This window comes from Klebsiella sp. 64 (genome assembly GCF_018223915.1).
Taxonomy (GTDB): domain Bacteria; phylum Pseudomonadota; class Gammaproteobacteria; order Enterobacterales; family Enterobacteriaceae; genus Klebsiella; species Klebsiella pneumoniae.
Genome location: NZ_JAGRQZ010000014.1, coordinates 60,362 through 74,421, shown reverse-complemented (window position 1 = coordinate 74,421; position 14,060 = coordinate 60,362). Strand labels below are relative to the sequence as shown.

The window sequence follows — 14,060 nt, the reverse complement described above, 5'->3', positions numbered from 1 at the left end:
AGATCATGATGAGAACACTGCAGTATCTGCTGGGCACCCTGTTCACCCTGGGCGCACCGGCTGCGCTTGCCGCCGATAGCACGATCGCCATCAGCGGCTATGTCCGCGATAACGCCTGCGCGGTAGCCGGCGAATCGAAGGATTTTACTGTCGATTTACAGGATAACGCCGCGAAGCAGTTTTATGCCGTTGGGGCGACGACGCCGCCGGTGCCGTTCCGCATCGTGCTGTCGCCCTGCGGCACTTCCGTCACCGCGGTGAAGGTCGGTTTCACCGGCGTGGCGGACAGCATCAACACCAGCCTGTTAAAACTCGATGCCGGGACCTCGGCGGCGGCAGGAATGGGGGTGGAAATTCTCGATCAGCAGCAGTCCCGGCTGCCGGTCAATGCGCCGTCATCTACCATGACCTGGACCACGCTGACCCCGGGCCAGACCAATATTCTCAACTTTTACGCCCGGCTGATGGCCACTCAGGTGCCCGTCACCGCCGGGCATGTCAATGCGACAGCAACATTCACCCTGGAATTTCAGTAAGCGGAGGCTGAAATGAAATGGACTCATGTGGGCTGGCTGCTGGCCGGCCTGTTAACCGCGAGCGCTTCCCTGCGGGCGGCCGACGTCACTCTCACCGTCAACGGCAAGGTGGTGGCCAGACCCTGCACGGTTTCCACCGTCAATGCCACCGTCGAGCTGGGCGATCTCTATACCTTTAGCCTGATCGGTGCGGGCTCGGCATCGGCCTGGCACAGCGTGGCGCTGGATCTGAGCAACTGCCCCGTGGGTACTTCACGGGTGAAAGCCACCTTCAGCGGAACGGCGGACAGCACCGGCTATTACAAAAACCAGGGAACGGCGGGCAATATTCAGCTCGAACTGCAGAACGAGGACGGCACCACGCTGAACAATGGCAGCAGCCAGTCGGTACAGGTGGATGAGGCCAGCCAGTCCGCTCGCTTCCCGCTGCAGGTCAGGGCGCTGTCCGTCAACGGCGGCGCCACGCAAGGCACCATTCAGGCGGTGATTAACGTCACCTATACCTACGCCTGAGCCAGGAGAGCATCATGATGAAAAAAATAATCCCCCTGTTCACCACCCTGCTGCTGCTGGGCTGGTCGATGAACGCCTGGTCCTTTGCCTGCAAAACGGCCACCGGGGCGACGATTCCCATCGGCGGCGGGTCAGCCAACGTCTACGTTAACCTGACCCCGGCGGTGAACGTCGGGCAAAACCTGGTGGTCGACCTCTCCACGCAGATTTTTTGCCATAACGACTATCCGGAAACGATCACCGACTACGTGACCCTGCAGCGCGGATCCGCCTATGGCGGTGTGCTGTCGAGTTTTTCAGGCACCGTGAAATATAACGGCACCTCTTACCCGTTCCCGACCACCACGGAAACCGCGCGGGTGATTTATGATTCACGGACCGATAAACCCTGGCCGGCCGTCCTGTATCTGACGCCGGTGAGCACTGCCGGTGGAGTGGCCATCACCGCAGGATCGTTAATCGCGGTGCTGATCCTGCATCAGACCAACAACTACAATAGCGACTCCTTCCAGTTCATCTGGAACATCTACGCCAACAACGACGTGGTGGTCCCCACCGGCGGCTGCGACGTCTCCGCCCGCGATGTCACCGTCACCCTCCCCGACTACCCGGGATCGATGGCCGTGCCGCTCACCGTCCACTGCGCGCAGAGCCAGCAGCTGGGGTATTACCTCTCCGGCACCACCGCGGACAGCGCCAACGCGATCTTCACCAATACCGCCTCCGCCTCGCCGGCGCAGGGGATAGGCGTTCAGCTGACGCGCAACGGCAGCACCGTCCCGGCGAACAGCACGGTCTCGCTGGGCACCGTCGGCACCTCGCCGGTCAACCTCGGCCTGACGGCCACCTATGCCCGGACCACAGGCCAGGTTACCGCCGGCAACGTGCAGTCGATCATCGGCATCACCTTTGTCTATCAATGATGACCGATTATATCCTCTCGCCCTGCTCGCTGGCCGCCCGCGGGTTGAGCCAGCTGATGCTGAACGCCGCGAAGCGGCCCGTTGAGCTGCCGGTCGAGGGCATGTCCCTGCGCGAGCTGGCCGCCGTGAAGCGGATCGTGGTGTATCTCCCTGACGATCCCCTGTGGATGCTCACCACGCTGCGCCAGGCGGCAAGGCTACTCGACGAGGCCTTGCCGCCGTTACCGATGTTGATTCTGAGCCGCAGCCCGGCCATCTGGCTGTGGCAAACGCTGCTCTATCAGGTGAGTCATCCGGATCGTCTGCGCAACGTCCATACTGCCCCCGCCGATCTGTCCTGCGCGGAGCTGGCCCATCGGCTGGAGAATGCGCCGCGGCTTGAGCGGCTTGCCAGCGAAGCCGCGCTGATCCACGGAAAACGGGTCGTCGGGTTGACCCACGCCGAGCTCAAGGTGATCCTCGCCCTGCTGCAAGGGCAGACGATAGGCGAGCAGGCCCAACGTCTCGGATTGAGCCAGAAAACGCTCTACACCCAGCGGCTGGCTGGGGTGAAAAAGCTGGTGGAATGTCATCCGCATCTGGCCCCCCGCTTTCCGCGCACGCTGCTGCCGCGCTCACCCGCAAACGCACTGACGGCGTTTGAACAGGAATGGGTACAAGCGATTCACGATCGCCAGGTCTTCCCGGTTTTTCAACCTATCGTCGATAGTCGCTCACAGCTACAGGGGGTGGAGATCCTGATCCGCTGGCGCCACCGCGGCCAGGTACTTCGCCCCCAGACCTTTCTGCCGCACTTCCGCGCCGACTACACCTGGCTGCTGCTTACGGCCTTTGTTCTGCAGGAGGCCGTGCAGAATATTAATGAGTATCCAGGCGCCTTCTATTTTTCGGTCAACATACCCTCCTCGCTCGCCGACAGTGACAGCCTGCTGCGGATGGTGGAAGCCGCTCGCCAGCAGCTTCGGCAGCCAGAGGGCGTGGCAAGGCTGGTGCTGGAATATGCTGAAACTATCGATTTTCGCCATCAGAGCCGCTCCGCCGCCCACGTGGCGCAGCTGCAACGTGCTGGCGTGCGCGTGATGCTGGACGACTGCTTTTCTCAGGGGAGCGTTATCTTTCCGGCGCGTCGACTGCACTTCAATGCGTATAAACTGGATATGAGCATCGTCAACGACGCCCAGCACGATCCAAAGGCGCTTGCGCTAATAAAAAGCCTGGCCTACTACTGCCAGTTAAGCGACAGTCGCTGTGTGGCGGAAGGGGTGGATTCACTGGCGAAATTTACGCAGTTAAAATCGCTGGGGATTGATCGCTTCCAGGGCTATCTGTTTTCACCACCGATGCGGCGCGAACATCTCCCGGATCTGATCCGCCGCTTTTCCCACCAGCGCGATCCGGCGAAACGTTGAGGGTGCGAGAAAAGCGCACCGGTTAGCACCGGTGCCGGTACGTCATGCGCGAATATCGTCGTATTCGCGGGTGTTATCGAATTCATGTTTGGCAAACGGGCAGAGAGGGATAATCTTCCGCTGCTCCTGGCGCATTTTTTCCACTACCTTCGCCACCAGCTGTTTCCCCACGCCCTGGCCTTTCAGGCTGGGATCAACATCGGTATGTTCGATAATGCTGAGGTGTTCGCCGGTGGGAACAAAAACAATCTCCGCCACCTGGTTTCCCTGCGCGTCGTTAACATAAAATTTGTTATGCCCTTCCAGTATTTCCATCTTCTCCTCGCTTATTTATGACGATATTGCAGAGCGCCGCTCGGGCAGGTATCAATCACGTTTACCACCGTCGCGACATCCACTTCATCCGGGATAATCCACGGCTTACGCTTCAGGTTGAAGAGCTTCGCGCTGCCGCGCACGCAGTTCCCGGAATGCTGACAGATCGCCGTATTAAAGTAGACGTCGATTTTCTCCCCGGTGTAGGCCCGGTAGCCGGCTTCCAGTAATTCCTTATCCATGACATTGCCTCGGTCGTTTTTATCTTTCAGGCTAAGCATAGCCCTCGCCGTGGCGGCTGACTATGCGCAAGCGCGGGAATTGACGCCTCACATCATGCTCTCCCATCGCGCAAGGATCCCGCAGTCAACGATCGGTTGACTTTCATTCCCGCAACGAGGCGATTACACTCATGACACACTGGTATGATCACTCAGGGATGTTCCATTGAATCATATTGCCACCATCGCCCGCCCGGCGCGGTTACTGCTCGTCTTGCCGCTTTCCGGCTGCTCACTTTCGCCAGAGATCCCGGTATTGGGCGCTGCTTTTCCCGGCTGGTTTTTCTGCTTACTGGGCGGTGCGTTTTTACTGATCCCCTGCCATATCCTGATTACCCGTAAAGGCTGGCAGCCGCGCTTTTCTCCCCTGGTCTTCAGCTACGTCGCGCTGATGTTCCTGTTCGCCACGTTGCTGTGGTTTCTGTTTTTTGTTCACTGATCGCTTATGACAACTTCCCGCACTTCCCTGTTACGCAAAAAGTGGCCTCTGCTGGCGCTGGTCCTTGCCGCCATCCTGGCGCTGATCCTCGTTATCTGGCAGTTGCAAACCTCGCCGGAGACCAATGACGCCTATGTCTATGCTGATACCATCGATGTAGTGCCCGAGGTCAGCGGACGCATCGTGGAGATGCCCATTCGCGATAACCAGCGGGTGAAAAAAGGCGATCTGTTGTTCCGCATCGACCCCCGCCCCTATCAGGCAATGCTCGATGACGCGAAAGCCCGGCTGACGACCCTCGACGCGCAGATCATGCTGACCCAGCGCACCATCAAAGCGCAGGAGTATAACGCCCAGTCGGTGGCGGCCGCCGTCGAGCGCGCCAGAGCGCTGGTTAAGCAGACCACCTCCACGCGTATCCGCCTTGAGCCGCTGGTGCCGCAGGGGTTCGCTTCCCAGGAAGATCTCGATCAGGCGCGCACCGCTGAGAAAGCGGCGCGGGCGGAGCTGGAGGCCACGCTGCTGCAGGCCAAACAGGCCTCGGCGGCCGTGACCGGCGTGGATGCCATGGTGGCGCAACGCGCCGGGGTCCTGGCGCAAATCGCCCTCGCTGAACTGCATCTGGAATTTACCGAAGTGCGCGCGCCGTTCAACGGCGTGGTGGTGGCGCTGAAAACCACCGTCGGCCAGTACGCCTCGGCGCTGAAGCCGGTCTTCACCCTGCTGGATGACGACCGCTGGTATGTGATCGCGAACTTCCGCGAAACCGACCTGAACAACGTGCGCCCCGGCGTGGCGGCGCGGATCACCGTGATGACCAACCACAACCGGACCTTTAACGGGGTGGTGGATTCGGTCGGCTCCGGGGTCCTGCCCGAAGGTGGGAGCGTCATCGAAGGGCTGCCGCTGATCCAGAAAAGCATTAACTGGGTCCACGTCTCGCAGCGCTTCCCGGTGAAAATCGCCGTCAGCGATCCCGACCCGGAACTGTTCCGCATGGGCGCCTCGGCCAGCGCCGTGCTGCAGCCGTAGCCGGGCGACGCTATGTTTCCTCTCGCCCATTTTTTACGCCAGGAACTGCGCGACGCGCCGGGACGCGCCAGCTACACGCTGCGCCTGACGCTAAGCTGCGCGGTGCTCATCACCCTGTTTATGACCCTGCAGATCCCTTTCCTGGCCGTTGCGCTGATCGTCGTGTTCTACGTCAGCCAGCCTAACGTGTTGATGATTAAGCTGGTCAGCGTGGTCTTTTTTGTCACCGTCACCGTGGCGCTCGGCGGCGTGCTGCTGATCATCAAGTGGACCTATGACTACCCGCTGATCCGCCTGGCGGCCTCCGTGGCGCTCTTTTTCTGCGCCCTCTATCTGATGCGGGTGCTGGGCAAGCTGGGACTGGCCTTTTTCGTGGTGGCGCTGGCGGTGATTTACGCTCAGACCTTCCCGTCGATGACCAGCCAGAGCGAGATCCTGGTGCGGCTGCTGCTTTGGCTGTGGGTGGCGATTAACACCGCGATCCTCGTCACCCTGCTGGTCAACGCCTGCTTTCAGCAGGCCTTTCCCGGTAACCAGTTTAAGGCGCGTCTGGCCGGGATGCTGCACGAGGTCGCCCGGCGGCTGGCGGCCCCGGACGCTGAAGCGCCACCGACCTTCGGCGAGACCGCCGCGCAGTTCAATCAGCTGCAGTCGCTATTCGCCCAGGCCAGCCGGGCGACACCGGAGATCGCCGCCGATCCCCAGGCCTGGCGCTCGCGGCTGGCCGCCACTTTGCGCTGCTACCAGCTGGCGGCCCTGCTGCAAGCAGACGAGGCGGATAGTGACGATCGCCAGCAGCTGTCGCAGGCGGTACTTCAGCTGAAGAACGCCCTTAGCGAGGGGCCGTTTGACGGCGCTATTCCTCCCCTGACGCTCAGCGGTCGCGGCGTCAATCGCGCTGTTCTGCAGGAGATGGCTACCACTCTGCAGCGGCTGGCGCAGGGTGAGCCGGTTGCCCTGCCGCAGGGTGAGGTGGAGAAGGCGCCCCTGCTGGCGCCGGACGCCTGGCGCAACCCGGCATATCTCCATTTTGCGCTCAAGACCCTGCTGGCGACCCTAATCTGCTATGTCTTCTATACCGCTGCCGACTGGCAGGGTCTACATACCATTATGCTGAGCTGCGTGATCGTCGCCCAGCCCGGGCTGGGCGCCACGATGCAAAAGACATGGCTGCGCATCGGCGGGGCGCTGCTCGCCTCCCTGCTGGCGCTGCTGTTAATCGTCTTTGTCCAGCCCTGGACCGATTCGCTGACGGGCCTGCTGGCGATGTCCCTGCCGGTGCTGGCGCTGGCGGCGTGGATTGCCGCCGGCTCGGAGCGTATCGCCTACGCCGGGATCCAGATTGGTTTCACCTTTGCGCTGGCCTTTCTCAGCTGGTTTGCTCCGCTGACGAACCTCACCGAGCTGCGGGATCGGGTGCTGGGCATCCTGCTCGGGGTGCTGGTCTCCTCCATTGTTCATTTGTATCTCTGGCCGGACAGCGAAGCGCCGCAGCTGAAAACCCGCCTTGCGGCACTTTATCGCCGGCTGGCGGACTGCCTCGCCGCCCCGAAGGAGGCGGTTCCGCTGGCTCCCCTGCTTGTCGCCTTCACCGACAGCGAAGCGCTGCTCCACCGGGTTCGCGCCGAACCGCTGGGCACGTATGCTCACCCCTGGCCCCAGGCGAAAGGCTGGCCGATGCGCGCCACCCTCGCCCAGGCCGAGGAGATCGCCCGCCTCAGCGAAGGCTACCGACTCAACGCCGCGCCGGGAGACCCGACCCTGGCCCGCTGCGCCGAACAGCTGCGGCGCTACGCTGAACGTATCGAACAGGAGGCGACGGCGCCTGGCGAACAGCTAACCGCCGAACTGACTAACCCCTTTGGCCCGGCGCTGGCCGCCGCGCTGGCCGCCCTGCCCGACTGGGGGCCGACACCGATAGCGACTGAGCAACAGGCTAAAACGTCATGATGATCCTTCCTTTCTCCGCGCGCCTGCGCGGCACTCTTTTTACCCTGACGCTGACGCTGCTCAGCGGCTGCGCGCTGATCCAGGATGAGCCTGCCCAGGTCGCCATCGTCAATCCGCAGCAGGCCCAGCTGGCGCAGGTGATCCACCTGGCGAACAGCGACTGGCCGGCCGCCCGCTGGTGGGAGGCCTATGATGATCCTCAGCTCAATATGCTGATCAACCGGGCGCTGCAGAACTCGCCGACCATGCAGGCCGCCCGGCTGCGCATCTCCCAGTCGCAGTCCACGGTGGAACTCGCCCGGTCGGCGATGGGCCTGCAGGCCACCGCCGTCGCGGCGCAAAACCGCCTGCGGATCACCGACAAATCCTTTAGCTGGCCCTACTCATACTCCCTGCCGGTGGATAAAAACGGCCCCTGGTATACGCTGAATACCGTTGGCGTCGGGGCGCAGCTGAATATCGATCTCTGGGGGGCCGATCGCGCCCGGGTCGCCGCCGCTATTGGCGAGAAAAACGCCCGGCTGGCGGAGACCGCCGGCATTGAGCTCGACATCGCCAGCAGCGTGGCGCAGCTCTATTTCGCCATGCAGGCGACGTTCCAGAAAATCGCGCTGCTGCAGGAGCTAGAGGGCATTGCCCGATTCTCGGTGGAAGCCCACGAGCACCGGACCCGGCGCGGCCTGGAAGACAGTGTGGATGTGGCCAACGCCCAGGCCGAACAGCTCGCCGCTCGCCAGCAGATCATTAGCGCCGAGGGGATGCTGACCCAGTATCGTGAAACCCTGCGGGCGCTGATCGGCGCCGATGCGCAGAGCATGCCGGCCATCCATCCGGTGGCGCTGCCGGCGCTCCAGGAGACGCTGCCGCCGTCGCTCTCTTTCGAGCTGCTGGCCCGCCGTCCGGACCTGCAGGCGCTGCGCGGCTACGTCACCGCCTCCCTGAGCCAGGTCGATGCGGCGAAAGCGGCCTTCTACCCCCATTTTGATATCAAAGCGTTCTGGGGCTATAACGCCCTGAGCGTCGGGGATCTGTTTAAGTCCTCTTTCCAGCAGATCAACCTGCTGCCCGGGCTGTATCTGCCGATCTTCGACGGCGGCCGTCTGAACGCTAATCTGCAGTCGGTACGCACCGCCAGCAACATCCTGATCAAACAGTACAACCAGGCGGTGCTGGATGCGGTTCGCGATGTCGCCATCAGCTCCAGCCAGCTTAACGACCTGAATCAGCAGCGCGCGCTGCAGCAGCTAAAAGTCACCGCGGCGCAGACCACCACCGATAGCGCTCGCGCCCATTATCAGCGCGGCCTCCTCAGCCGCTACGCCGCCGAAGAAGCCCGCCGGGCGGTCCTCGCCCAGCAGCTGTTGCTGCTGGACATTGAGGCCCAGCGGCTAAGCACCGACATTACCCTGATCAAAGCCCTGGGCGGCGGCTATCGAGGGCAATAACAAAAATGCCTTCCCAATAGGGGAAGGCATTAAGCTGAAGAGGCGGGGTGGATGCGCGGCGATTACACCAGGGCGCGCAGCTCTTCCCGCATATAGGTGGAAAAGAATTCCGGATGCTTAATCACCAGCCGTTCGCCGGCGGCGACCCGTTCAGCCCACTCCGCCACTTTGTCGGTAAACCCAGCGCTCCAGCCCTGCTGTTGGCCGCGCGCAGCGACGTCGGCCGGGGTGGCGGGTACGCCCAGTTCTTTTAAATATTTGAGAATTCCCTTCGCGGTACTTTCATCCATAGACTGTGGTACTGGCTCAGACGTATTCATACCACCGATGAAATCCAATGCTTTATCAATGACTGCTGGCATAGGTGTGTCCTTATATTAACCACATAGTAAACCTGACTACACTATGGACCGGAAAGCGACGTGATTTCAAAGAACACGCTCACGTTATGGGACATCGCGCATTGTGAAAAGGGGATTTTGTTCTGCTGGGGCGGGGATTGGACAAAAAACAAGCCGGCCCCGTAGGGCCGGCCTGAGGATCGCGTCAGGCGTTGCTGAGGGATTTTTGCGCGGCGCTGGACCGACTGTTCTCCAGCATCCGGCGGACCGGGACAATCAGCACGGCCAGCACGGCGGCGCAGATCAGCAATGCGATGGAGCAGCGGGCGAAGAGGTCCGGCAGCAGCGACAGCTGATCGGCCTTCACATGACCGCCGATCAGGCCCGCCGCCAGGTTACCCAGCGCGCTGGCGCAGAACCACAGCCCCATCATCTGGCCGCGCATTCTCTCCGGCGCCAGCAGAGTCATGGTCGCCAGCCCAATCGGGCTGAGGCACAGTTCACCGAGCGTCAGCATCAGGATGCTGCCCACCAGCCACAGCGGCGACACACCGGCCCCGCCGTTGCTCAGAACGTTCTGCGCCGCCAGCATCATCAGGCCAAAGCCCGCCGCTGCGCACAGGATGCCAATCACGAATTTGGTCATACTGCCCGGACGAACGTTTTTACGCGCCAGCGCAGGCCACGCCCAGCTGAATACCGGCGCGAGGAGAATGATAAACAAGGCGTTAATCGACTGGAACCAGACCGCGGGGATCTCAAAATCGCCGATCATCCGGTTGGTATAGTCGTTAGCAAACAGGTTGAAGGAGGTCGGTTTCTGTTCAAACGCGGACCAGAAAAAGGCCGCCGAGACCAGCAAAATAAAGCATACCAGCAGGCGCGCCCGCTCTTTACGGTTGAGTCCGGCGAAGACGAACAGCCAGATGAAATAGAGCGCCACGGAGGCGGCAATCACATAGACCAGCACGCTGGCCACCGCTACCGGGTTAATCACGATCGTGCCCAGGCTGATAAGCGTGACCAGCACCGCCACTCCCAGCGCCAGCGCCAGCAGCCACGCTCCAACGCCATTCTTTTTCGCCACCGGGCTGTTCCAGGTGGAATCGAGGCCAACCTCCGCGTCATAGCGCTTCATCGACGGTACGGCAAAGACACGGAAAATGATCAGCGCCACCAGCATCCCGATCCCTCCGATGCCGAAGCCCCAGTGCCAGCCATGCGATTTGATAAGCCAGCCAGAGATCAATGGCGCGATAAACGAGCCGATGTTGATCCCCATGTAGAACAGCGAAAAACCACCGTCGCGGCGCGCGTCGCCCTTTTTATACAGGGTGCCGACCATCACCGAGATACAGGTTTTAAACAACCCGGAACCCAGGACGATAAACATCAGACCGATAAAGAACAGATCGTTGCCCAGCCATGCTGACAGAGCGATCGACAGGTGCCCCAGGGCGATCAGGATAGAGCCATACCAGACGGCGCGCTGTTGGCCAAGCCAGTTATCCGCCAGCCAGCCGCCCGGCAGCGCGGCCAGATACATACTGCCGGCAAAAATCCCAACGATCGCCGAGGCGTTCTCTCGCGCCAGGCCCATGCCGCCGTCGTACACTGTCGCCGCCATAAACAGGATCAGTAAAGGACGGATGCCGTAAAACGAGAAGCGCTCCCACATTTCAGTGAAGAACAGGGAGCCCAGCGGATAAGGATGGCCGAAAAAGGTACGGCTTTCGTTTTTATTAACAGAGGAATGCATAAATTCTCCAGGTAAGGTGCGCCGCAGCGCAAGTTAACCGTATAAAGCAGGCTGACGATTTATAATTTGTTTGTATTAACATCAAACACGAGCATTTTTAACCATTTGATAACCACGCAATGGTTTTGTCCAGCCCCTTACCTTCCCTTTTTAGATGAAAAGTCGACAAACATCTAGTTTTACAGATTTAATGTTCGCAATAATGCAAACGACGTTGACTTTATATCATTACGCACAAAACGAAATTTTACCCATTAAAAACAAACAGTTAATAATTTATCGAGAGACATAAACCACCGGCGCAGAGGCGGTGTATAACGGCAGGAAAAGTAAGGGAAACAGACTGGATAGTGGAGAAATAGCGCTAAGCGAGAATATTGTCAGCAATCCAGGCGCTACATACCTGGAGAGCCTACCATACAGCAGGTTTAACACGGCATGCCGGCTGCTACAGCCGGCGCCATTCTGCGCGCTATTTCACACGCTGCCCTGCGGCATCAATGACTGGCTCACCGTCCTCCTTCACGAATGCGCCTTTTTGCGGCGCCGTCAGGATCTCCAGCACCACCTCTGACGGGCGGCAGAGTCGGGTGCCCTGCGGCGTCGTTACGATCGGACGGTTAATCAGGATCGGATGCTGAAGCATAAAGTCGATTATCTGGTCGTCAGTAAACCGGTCTTCCGCCAGGCCCAGCGCGTCGTAGGGTTCGACGTTTTTCCGCAGCAGCGCGCGCACCGGGATCCCCATCGCGGCGAGCAGCTGGCGCAGCTCATCACCCGACGGCGGCGTCTCCAGATAATAGATAACGGTGGGCTCGGCGCCGCTGTTACGGATCAGCGCCAGCGTATTACGCGAGGTGCCGCAATCAGGGTTATGGTAAATGGTGATGCTCATAGTACGTTCTCATGGCTGGTTGAAGGAGAGACGCAGCGCCAGCGCGGCCAGCGTCACAAGCAGCACCGGCAGGGTCATGGTGATGCCGCAGCGGAAATAATACCCCCAACCGATGGTGATGTGCTTCTGCGCCAACACATGCAGCCAGAGCAGCGTGGCCAGGCTACCAATTGGCGTGATCTTGGGCCCCAGATCGCAGCCGATGACGTTGGCATAAATCATGGCCTCTTTGATCGTCCCTGTTGCCGCGCTGCCATCAATCGACAGGGCGCCGACCAGTACGCTGGGCATATTATTCATTATTGAAGAGAGGAAGGCCGACAGGATACCTGTGCCCAGCGTCGCGGCCCAGAGGCCGCGCTCCGCCAGCATGTTCAGCACCGTGGTCAGATAATCCGTTAACCCGGCGTTTCGCAGACCATACACCACCAGATACATTCCCAGCGAGAAGATCACTATCTGCCACGGGGCGCCGCGCAGCACCTTGCCGGTGTTAATTACCCGCCCGCGCTTCGCGACAGCAAACAGGATCCCGGCGCCGAGCGCCGCGATGGCGCTGACCGGGATCCCCAGCGGTTCAAGGACGAAAAAGCCAGCCAGCAACAGCAGCAGCACGCCCCAGCCGGTGCGGAACGTCGCTGGATCTTTTATCGCCGTGGCCGGCGCTTTTAGTAACGCCATATCCCAGGCCGGCGGGATATCCTTGCGAAAGAACAGGTGCAGCATCGCCAGGGTGGTGAGGATCGCCGCGAGATCGACCGGCACCATCACCGAAGCGTACTCCCTGAAGCCGATGGCAAAGAAATCTGCCGAAACGATATTCACCAGATTCGACACCACCAGCGGCAGGCTGGCGGTATCGGCAATAAATCCGGCGGCCATGACAAAGGCCAGCATCGTTCCCTTGCTGAACCCCAGCGCTCGCAGCATGGCAATCACGATTGGCGTGAGGATCAGCGCCGCCCCATCATTGGCAAACAGCGCCGCCACAGCCGCGCCGAGCAGGATAATCCAGGTAAACAGCAGACGACCCCGGCCTCTTCCCCAGCGGGAAACGTGCAGCGCGGCCCATTCGAAAAAGCCAGACTCATCAAGCAGCAGGCTGATAATGATAACGGCGATAAAGGTGGCGGTCGCATTCCAGACGATATGCCATACCACCGGGATATCGGCTACCTGTACGCCACCGGTGGCCAGCGCCAGCGCCGCGCCAAAGGCCGCGCTCCAGCCGATCCCTAACCCCCGCGGCTGCCAGATCACCAGCACCAGGGTCAGGATAAAAATCGTACCTGCCAGCAACATCGTTCCTCCGCCAATCACATTCGAAAAATCATATATGTTAAGATAAATTTTTTACCGGCAACCCGGCCCGCCAGCCAGTCTGCTGATCATCAGCCGCACATCCTCCTGCTGACTGAGCCAGGCCTGCTCAATCACCTGCGCCGCCCAGGCCGGCATCTGCGGAGAGAGGCGGTAATGGACCCACTTACCCTGTTTACGATCCAGCAGCAATCCGCTCTCACGGAGCATCGCCAGATGGCGGGAGATCTTGGGCTGGGACTGGGCGAGCGCCGTACAGAGATCGCACACGCACAGCTCTCCACGCGCCTTGAGCAGCAATACGATCCCCAGCCGAGTTTCATCGGCGAGGTTTTTGAACAGTTGCAGGGGCAATAAAGACATGATTTCTCCTCAAGCGTGACGGACAGCATACGGGGCCACAAAGAAAGATCAATATACATGCGAAAAAACATATATATTAATTCACGTCTGCGATGAGCATCCGGGATGTTGCGCCCCGCCATCCCTGCTAAATAGCACGGAAAAATGCCGCGTTTTCTTTTATCCATCATCGAAATATGTCAGGCTGGAGATCCCATTGGATTGCCAGGGCTTTCAGGATGAGTACGATTTATGTGGTTGTTTTAACGTATATAAAACCGCTCGAAGAGGTTGACCGTGCGATCCCCGCCCACATCGAATGGCTCAAAAAAGGCTATGCTGACGGCCTCTTTCTCGCCTCCGGCCGCCGTATTCCCCGCACCGGCGGCGTCATTCTGGCAAAATGCGATAGCCGGGAAACTCTGCAAGCGCGTCTGAGCCAGGATCCCTTCCAGCAGCTGGGTCTCGCCCGTACAGAGATTATTCCCTTTGAGGCCAGCATGGCGTCACCCGCGCTGCAGTCGCTGTTATAACCCTGTCTGAAAGCATATCCCGGAGGA

At 60.3% G+C, this 14,060-nt stretch carries 16 protein-coding genes; 9 read left to right on the top strand and 7 right to left on the bottom strand.

The genetic code is table 11. From position 1 onward, the window contains the following. The first annotated feature begins 8 nt into the window (after positions 1 to 8). From KHQ23_RS11570 to KHQ23_RS11555, 4 genes are read left to right on the top strand one after another with little or no spacing between them, the layout of a single operon-like run. The gene (locus tag KHQ23_RS11570; RefSeq protein WP_004900407.1) at positions 9 to 536 is read left to right on the top strand and encodes a fimbrial protein; all 528 of its coding nucleotides are present in this window, start codon (positions 9 to 11) and stop codon (positions 534 to 536) included. A gap of 27 nt (positions 537 to 563) precedes the next feature. Next, entirely contained in the window at positions 564 to 1,049 is a 486-nt protein-coding gene (locus KHQ23_RS11565) for a fimbrial protein (RefSeq protein ID WP_004229447.1), read from the top strand. Positions 1,050 to 1,066: 17 nt separating this feature from the next. Then, positions 1,067 to 1,972 (top strand): fimbrial protein, encoded by a 906-nt coding sequence (locus KHQ23_RS11560; RefSeq protein WP_211776874.1) that lies wholly within the window; start codon positions 1,067 to 1,069, stop codon positions 1,970 to 1,972. Continuing rightward, positions 1,969 to 3,381, top strand: a complete 1,413-nt coding sequence (locus tag KHQ23_RS11555; protein WP_073553320.1) for an EAL domain-containing protein — start codon at positions 1,969 to 1,971, stop codon at positions 3,379 to 3,381. The genes KHQ23_RS11560 and KHQ23_RS11555 overlap by 4 nt, the downstream gene beginning before the upstream one ends. A 42-nt stretch (positions 3,382 to 3,423) precedes the next feature. Here the strand turns inward: KHQ23_RS11555 and KHQ23_RS11550 are convergent, their stop codons facing one another. Together KHQ23_RS11550 and yjdI are read right to left on the bottom strand one after the other, a co-directional pair. After that, a complete protein-coding gene (locus KHQ23_RS11550; protein WP_002916201.1) occupies positions 3,424 to 3,696 on the bottom strand; it encodes a GNAT family N-acetyltransferase in 273 nt (90 codons plus the stop codon). An 11-nt stretch (positions 3,697 to 3,707) separates the two neighbouring features. Next, positions 3,708 to 3,938: a 4Fe-4S mono-cluster protein YjdI gene (gene yjdI / locus KHQ23_RS11545; RefSeq protein WP_002916202.1), complete on the bottom strand. Its 231-nt coding sequence runs from the start codon at positions 3,936 to 3,938 to the stop codon at positions 3,708 to 3,710. Positions 3,939 to 4,143: 205 nt separating this feature from the next. Between yjdI and KHQ23_RS11540 the strand changes: the two genes are divergently transcribed. From KHQ23_RS11540 to KHQ23_RS11525, 4 genes are read left to right on the top strand one after another with little or no spacing between them, the layout of a single operon-like run. Further along, positions 4,144 to 4,416, top strand: coding sequence for a YtcA family lipoprotein (locus tag KHQ23_RS11540; RefSeq protein WP_002916204.1), 273 nt, complete (start codon positions 4,144 to 4,146; stop codon positions 4,414 to 4,416). Between the two features lie 6 nt (positions 4,417 to 4,422). Then, positions 4,423 to 5,448, top strand: a complete 1,026-nt coding sequence (gene mdtN, locus KHQ23_RS11535; protein WP_004174502.1) for a multidrug transporter subunit MdtN — start codon at positions 4,423 to 4,425, stop codon at positions 5,446 to 5,448. Between the two features lie 12 nt (positions 5,449 to 5,460). After that, positions 5,461 to 7,398, top strand: coding sequence for a multidrug efflux transporter permease subunit MdtO (gene mdtO, locus KHQ23_RS11530; RefSeq protein WP_021464059.1), 1,938 nt, complete (start codon positions 5,461 to 5,463; stop codon positions 7,396 to 7,398). Continuing rightward, the gene (locus KHQ23_RS11525) at positions 7,395 to 8,843 is read left to right on the top strand and encodes an MdtP family multidrug efflux transporter outer membrane subunit (protein WP_002916272.1); all 1,449 of its coding nucleotides are present in this window, start codon (positions 7,395 to 7,397) and stop codon (positions 8,841 to 8,843) included. The genes mdtO and KHQ23_RS11525 overlap by 4 nt, the downstream gene beginning before the upstream one ends. A 62-nt stretch (positions 8,844 to 8,905) precedes the next feature. Here the strand turns inward: KHQ23_RS11525 and KHQ23_RS11520 are convergent, their stop codons facing one another. The 5 genes from KHQ23_RS11520 to KHQ23_RS11500 all read right to left on the bottom strand — a co-directional run bounded on the left by KHQ23_RS11520 (position 8,906) and on the right by KHQ23_RS11500 (position 13,521). Further along, on the bottom strand, positions 8,906 to 9,205 hold the full coding sequence (locus KHQ23_RS11520) for a DUF1889 family protein (RefSeq protein ID WP_002916274.1): 300 nt from the start codon (positions 9,203 to 9,205) through the stop codon (positions 8,906 to 8,908). Between the two features lie 184 nt (positions 9,206 to 9,389). Beyond that, positions 9,390 to 10,943: a peptide MFS transporter gene (locus KHQ23_RS11515; protein WP_002916277.1), complete on the bottom strand. Its 1,554-nt coding sequence runs from the start codon at positions 10,941 to 10,943 to the stop codon at positions 9,390 to 9,392. Positions 10,944 to 11,415: 472 nt separating this feature from the next. Beyond that, positions 11,416 to 11,838, bottom strand: coding sequence for a glutaredoxin-dependent arsenate reductase (gene arsC, locus KHQ23_RS11510; protein WP_002916278.1), 423 nt, complete (start codon positions 11,836 to 11,838; stop codon positions 11,416 to 11,418). A 9-nt stretch (positions 11,839 to 11,847) separates the two neighbouring features. Further along, entirely contained in the window at positions 11,848 to 13,140 is a 1,293-nt protein-coding gene (locus tag KHQ23_RS11505) for an arsenic transporter (RefSeq protein WP_021464060.1), read from the bottom strand. A 51-nt stretch (positions 13,141 to 13,191) separates the two neighbouring features. Further along, positions 13,192 to 13,521: a metalloregulator ArsR/SmtB family transcription factor gene (locus KHQ23_RS11500; protein WP_002916281.1), complete on the bottom strand. Its 330-nt coding sequence runs from the start codon at positions 13,519 to 13,521 to the stop codon at positions 13,192 to 13,194. Between the two features lie 218 nt (positions 13,522 to 13,739). Between KHQ23_RS11500 and KHQ23_RS11495 the strand changes: the two genes are divergently transcribed. Next, positions 13,740 to 14,033, top strand: coding sequence for a YciI family protein (locus KHQ23_RS11495; RefSeq protein WP_002916282.1), 294 nt, complete (start codon positions 13,740 to 13,742; stop codon positions 14,031 to 14,033). Positions 14,034 to 14,060 lie beyond the last annotated feature (27 nt).

What these genes read in the sequence shown, in the direction of transcription:
- mdtO (WP_021464059.1), top strand. Translation starts at nt 5,461, where the DNA reads ATGTTTCCTCTCGCCCATTTTTTACGCCAGGAACTGCGCGACGCGCCG.
- KHQ23_RS11505 (WP_021464060.1), bottom strand. Translation starts at nt 13,140, where the DNA reads ATGTTGCTGGCAGGTACGATTTTTATCCTGACCCTGGTGCTGGTGATC.
- KHQ23_RS11525 (WP_002916272.1), top strand. Translation starts at nt 7,395, where the DNA reads ATGATGATCCTTCCTTTCTCCGCGCGCCTGCGCGGCACTCTTTTTACC.
- KHQ23_RS11515 (WP_002916277.1), bottom strand. Translation starts at nt 10,943, where the DNA reads ATGCATTCCTCTGTTAATAAAAACGAAAGCCGTACCTTTTTCGGCCAT.
- KHQ23_RS11555 (WP_073553320.1), top strand. Translation starts at nt 1,969, where the DNA reads ATGATGACCGATTATATCCTCTCGCCCTGCTCGCTGGCCGCCCGCGGG.
- KHQ23_RS11520 (WP_002916274.1), bottom strand. Translation starts at nt 9,205, where the DNA reads ATGCCAGCAGTCATTGATAAAGCATTGGATTTCATCGGTGGTATGAAT.
- KHQ23_RS11550 (WP_002916201.1), bottom strand. Translation starts at nt 3,696, where the DNA reads ATGGAAATACTGGAAGGGCATAACAAATTTTATGTTAACGACGCGCAG.
- arsC (WP_002916278.1), bottom strand. Translation starts at nt 11,838, where the DNA reads ATGAGCATCACCATTTACCATAACCCTGATTGCGGCACCTCGCGTAAT.
- mdtN (WP_004174502.1), top strand. Translation starts at nt 4,423, where the DNA reads ATGACAACTTCCCGCACTTCCCTGTTACGCAAAAAGTGGCCTCTGCTG.
- KHQ23_RS11570 (WP_004900407.1), top strand. Translation starts at nt 9, where the DNA reads ATGAGAACACTGCAGTATCTGCTGGGCACCCTGTTCACCCTGGGCGCA.
- yjdI (WP_002916202.1), bottom strand. Translation starts at nt 3,938, where the DNA reads ATGGATAAGGAATTACTGGAAGCCGGCTACCGGGCCTACACCGGGGAG.
- KHQ23_RS11560 (WP_211776874.1), top strand. Translation starts at nt 1,067, where the DNA reads ATGAAAAAAATAATCCCCCTGTTCACCACCCTGCTGCTGCTGGGCTGG.
- KHQ23_RS11495 (WP_002916282.1), top strand. Translation starts at nt 13,740, where the DNA reads ATGAGTACGATTTATGTGGTTGTTTTAACGTATATAAAACCGCTCGAA.
- KHQ23_RS11500 (WP_002916281.1), bottom strand. Translation starts at nt 13,521, where the DNA reads ATGTCTTTATTGCCCCTGCAACTGTTCAAAAACCTCGCCGATGAAACT.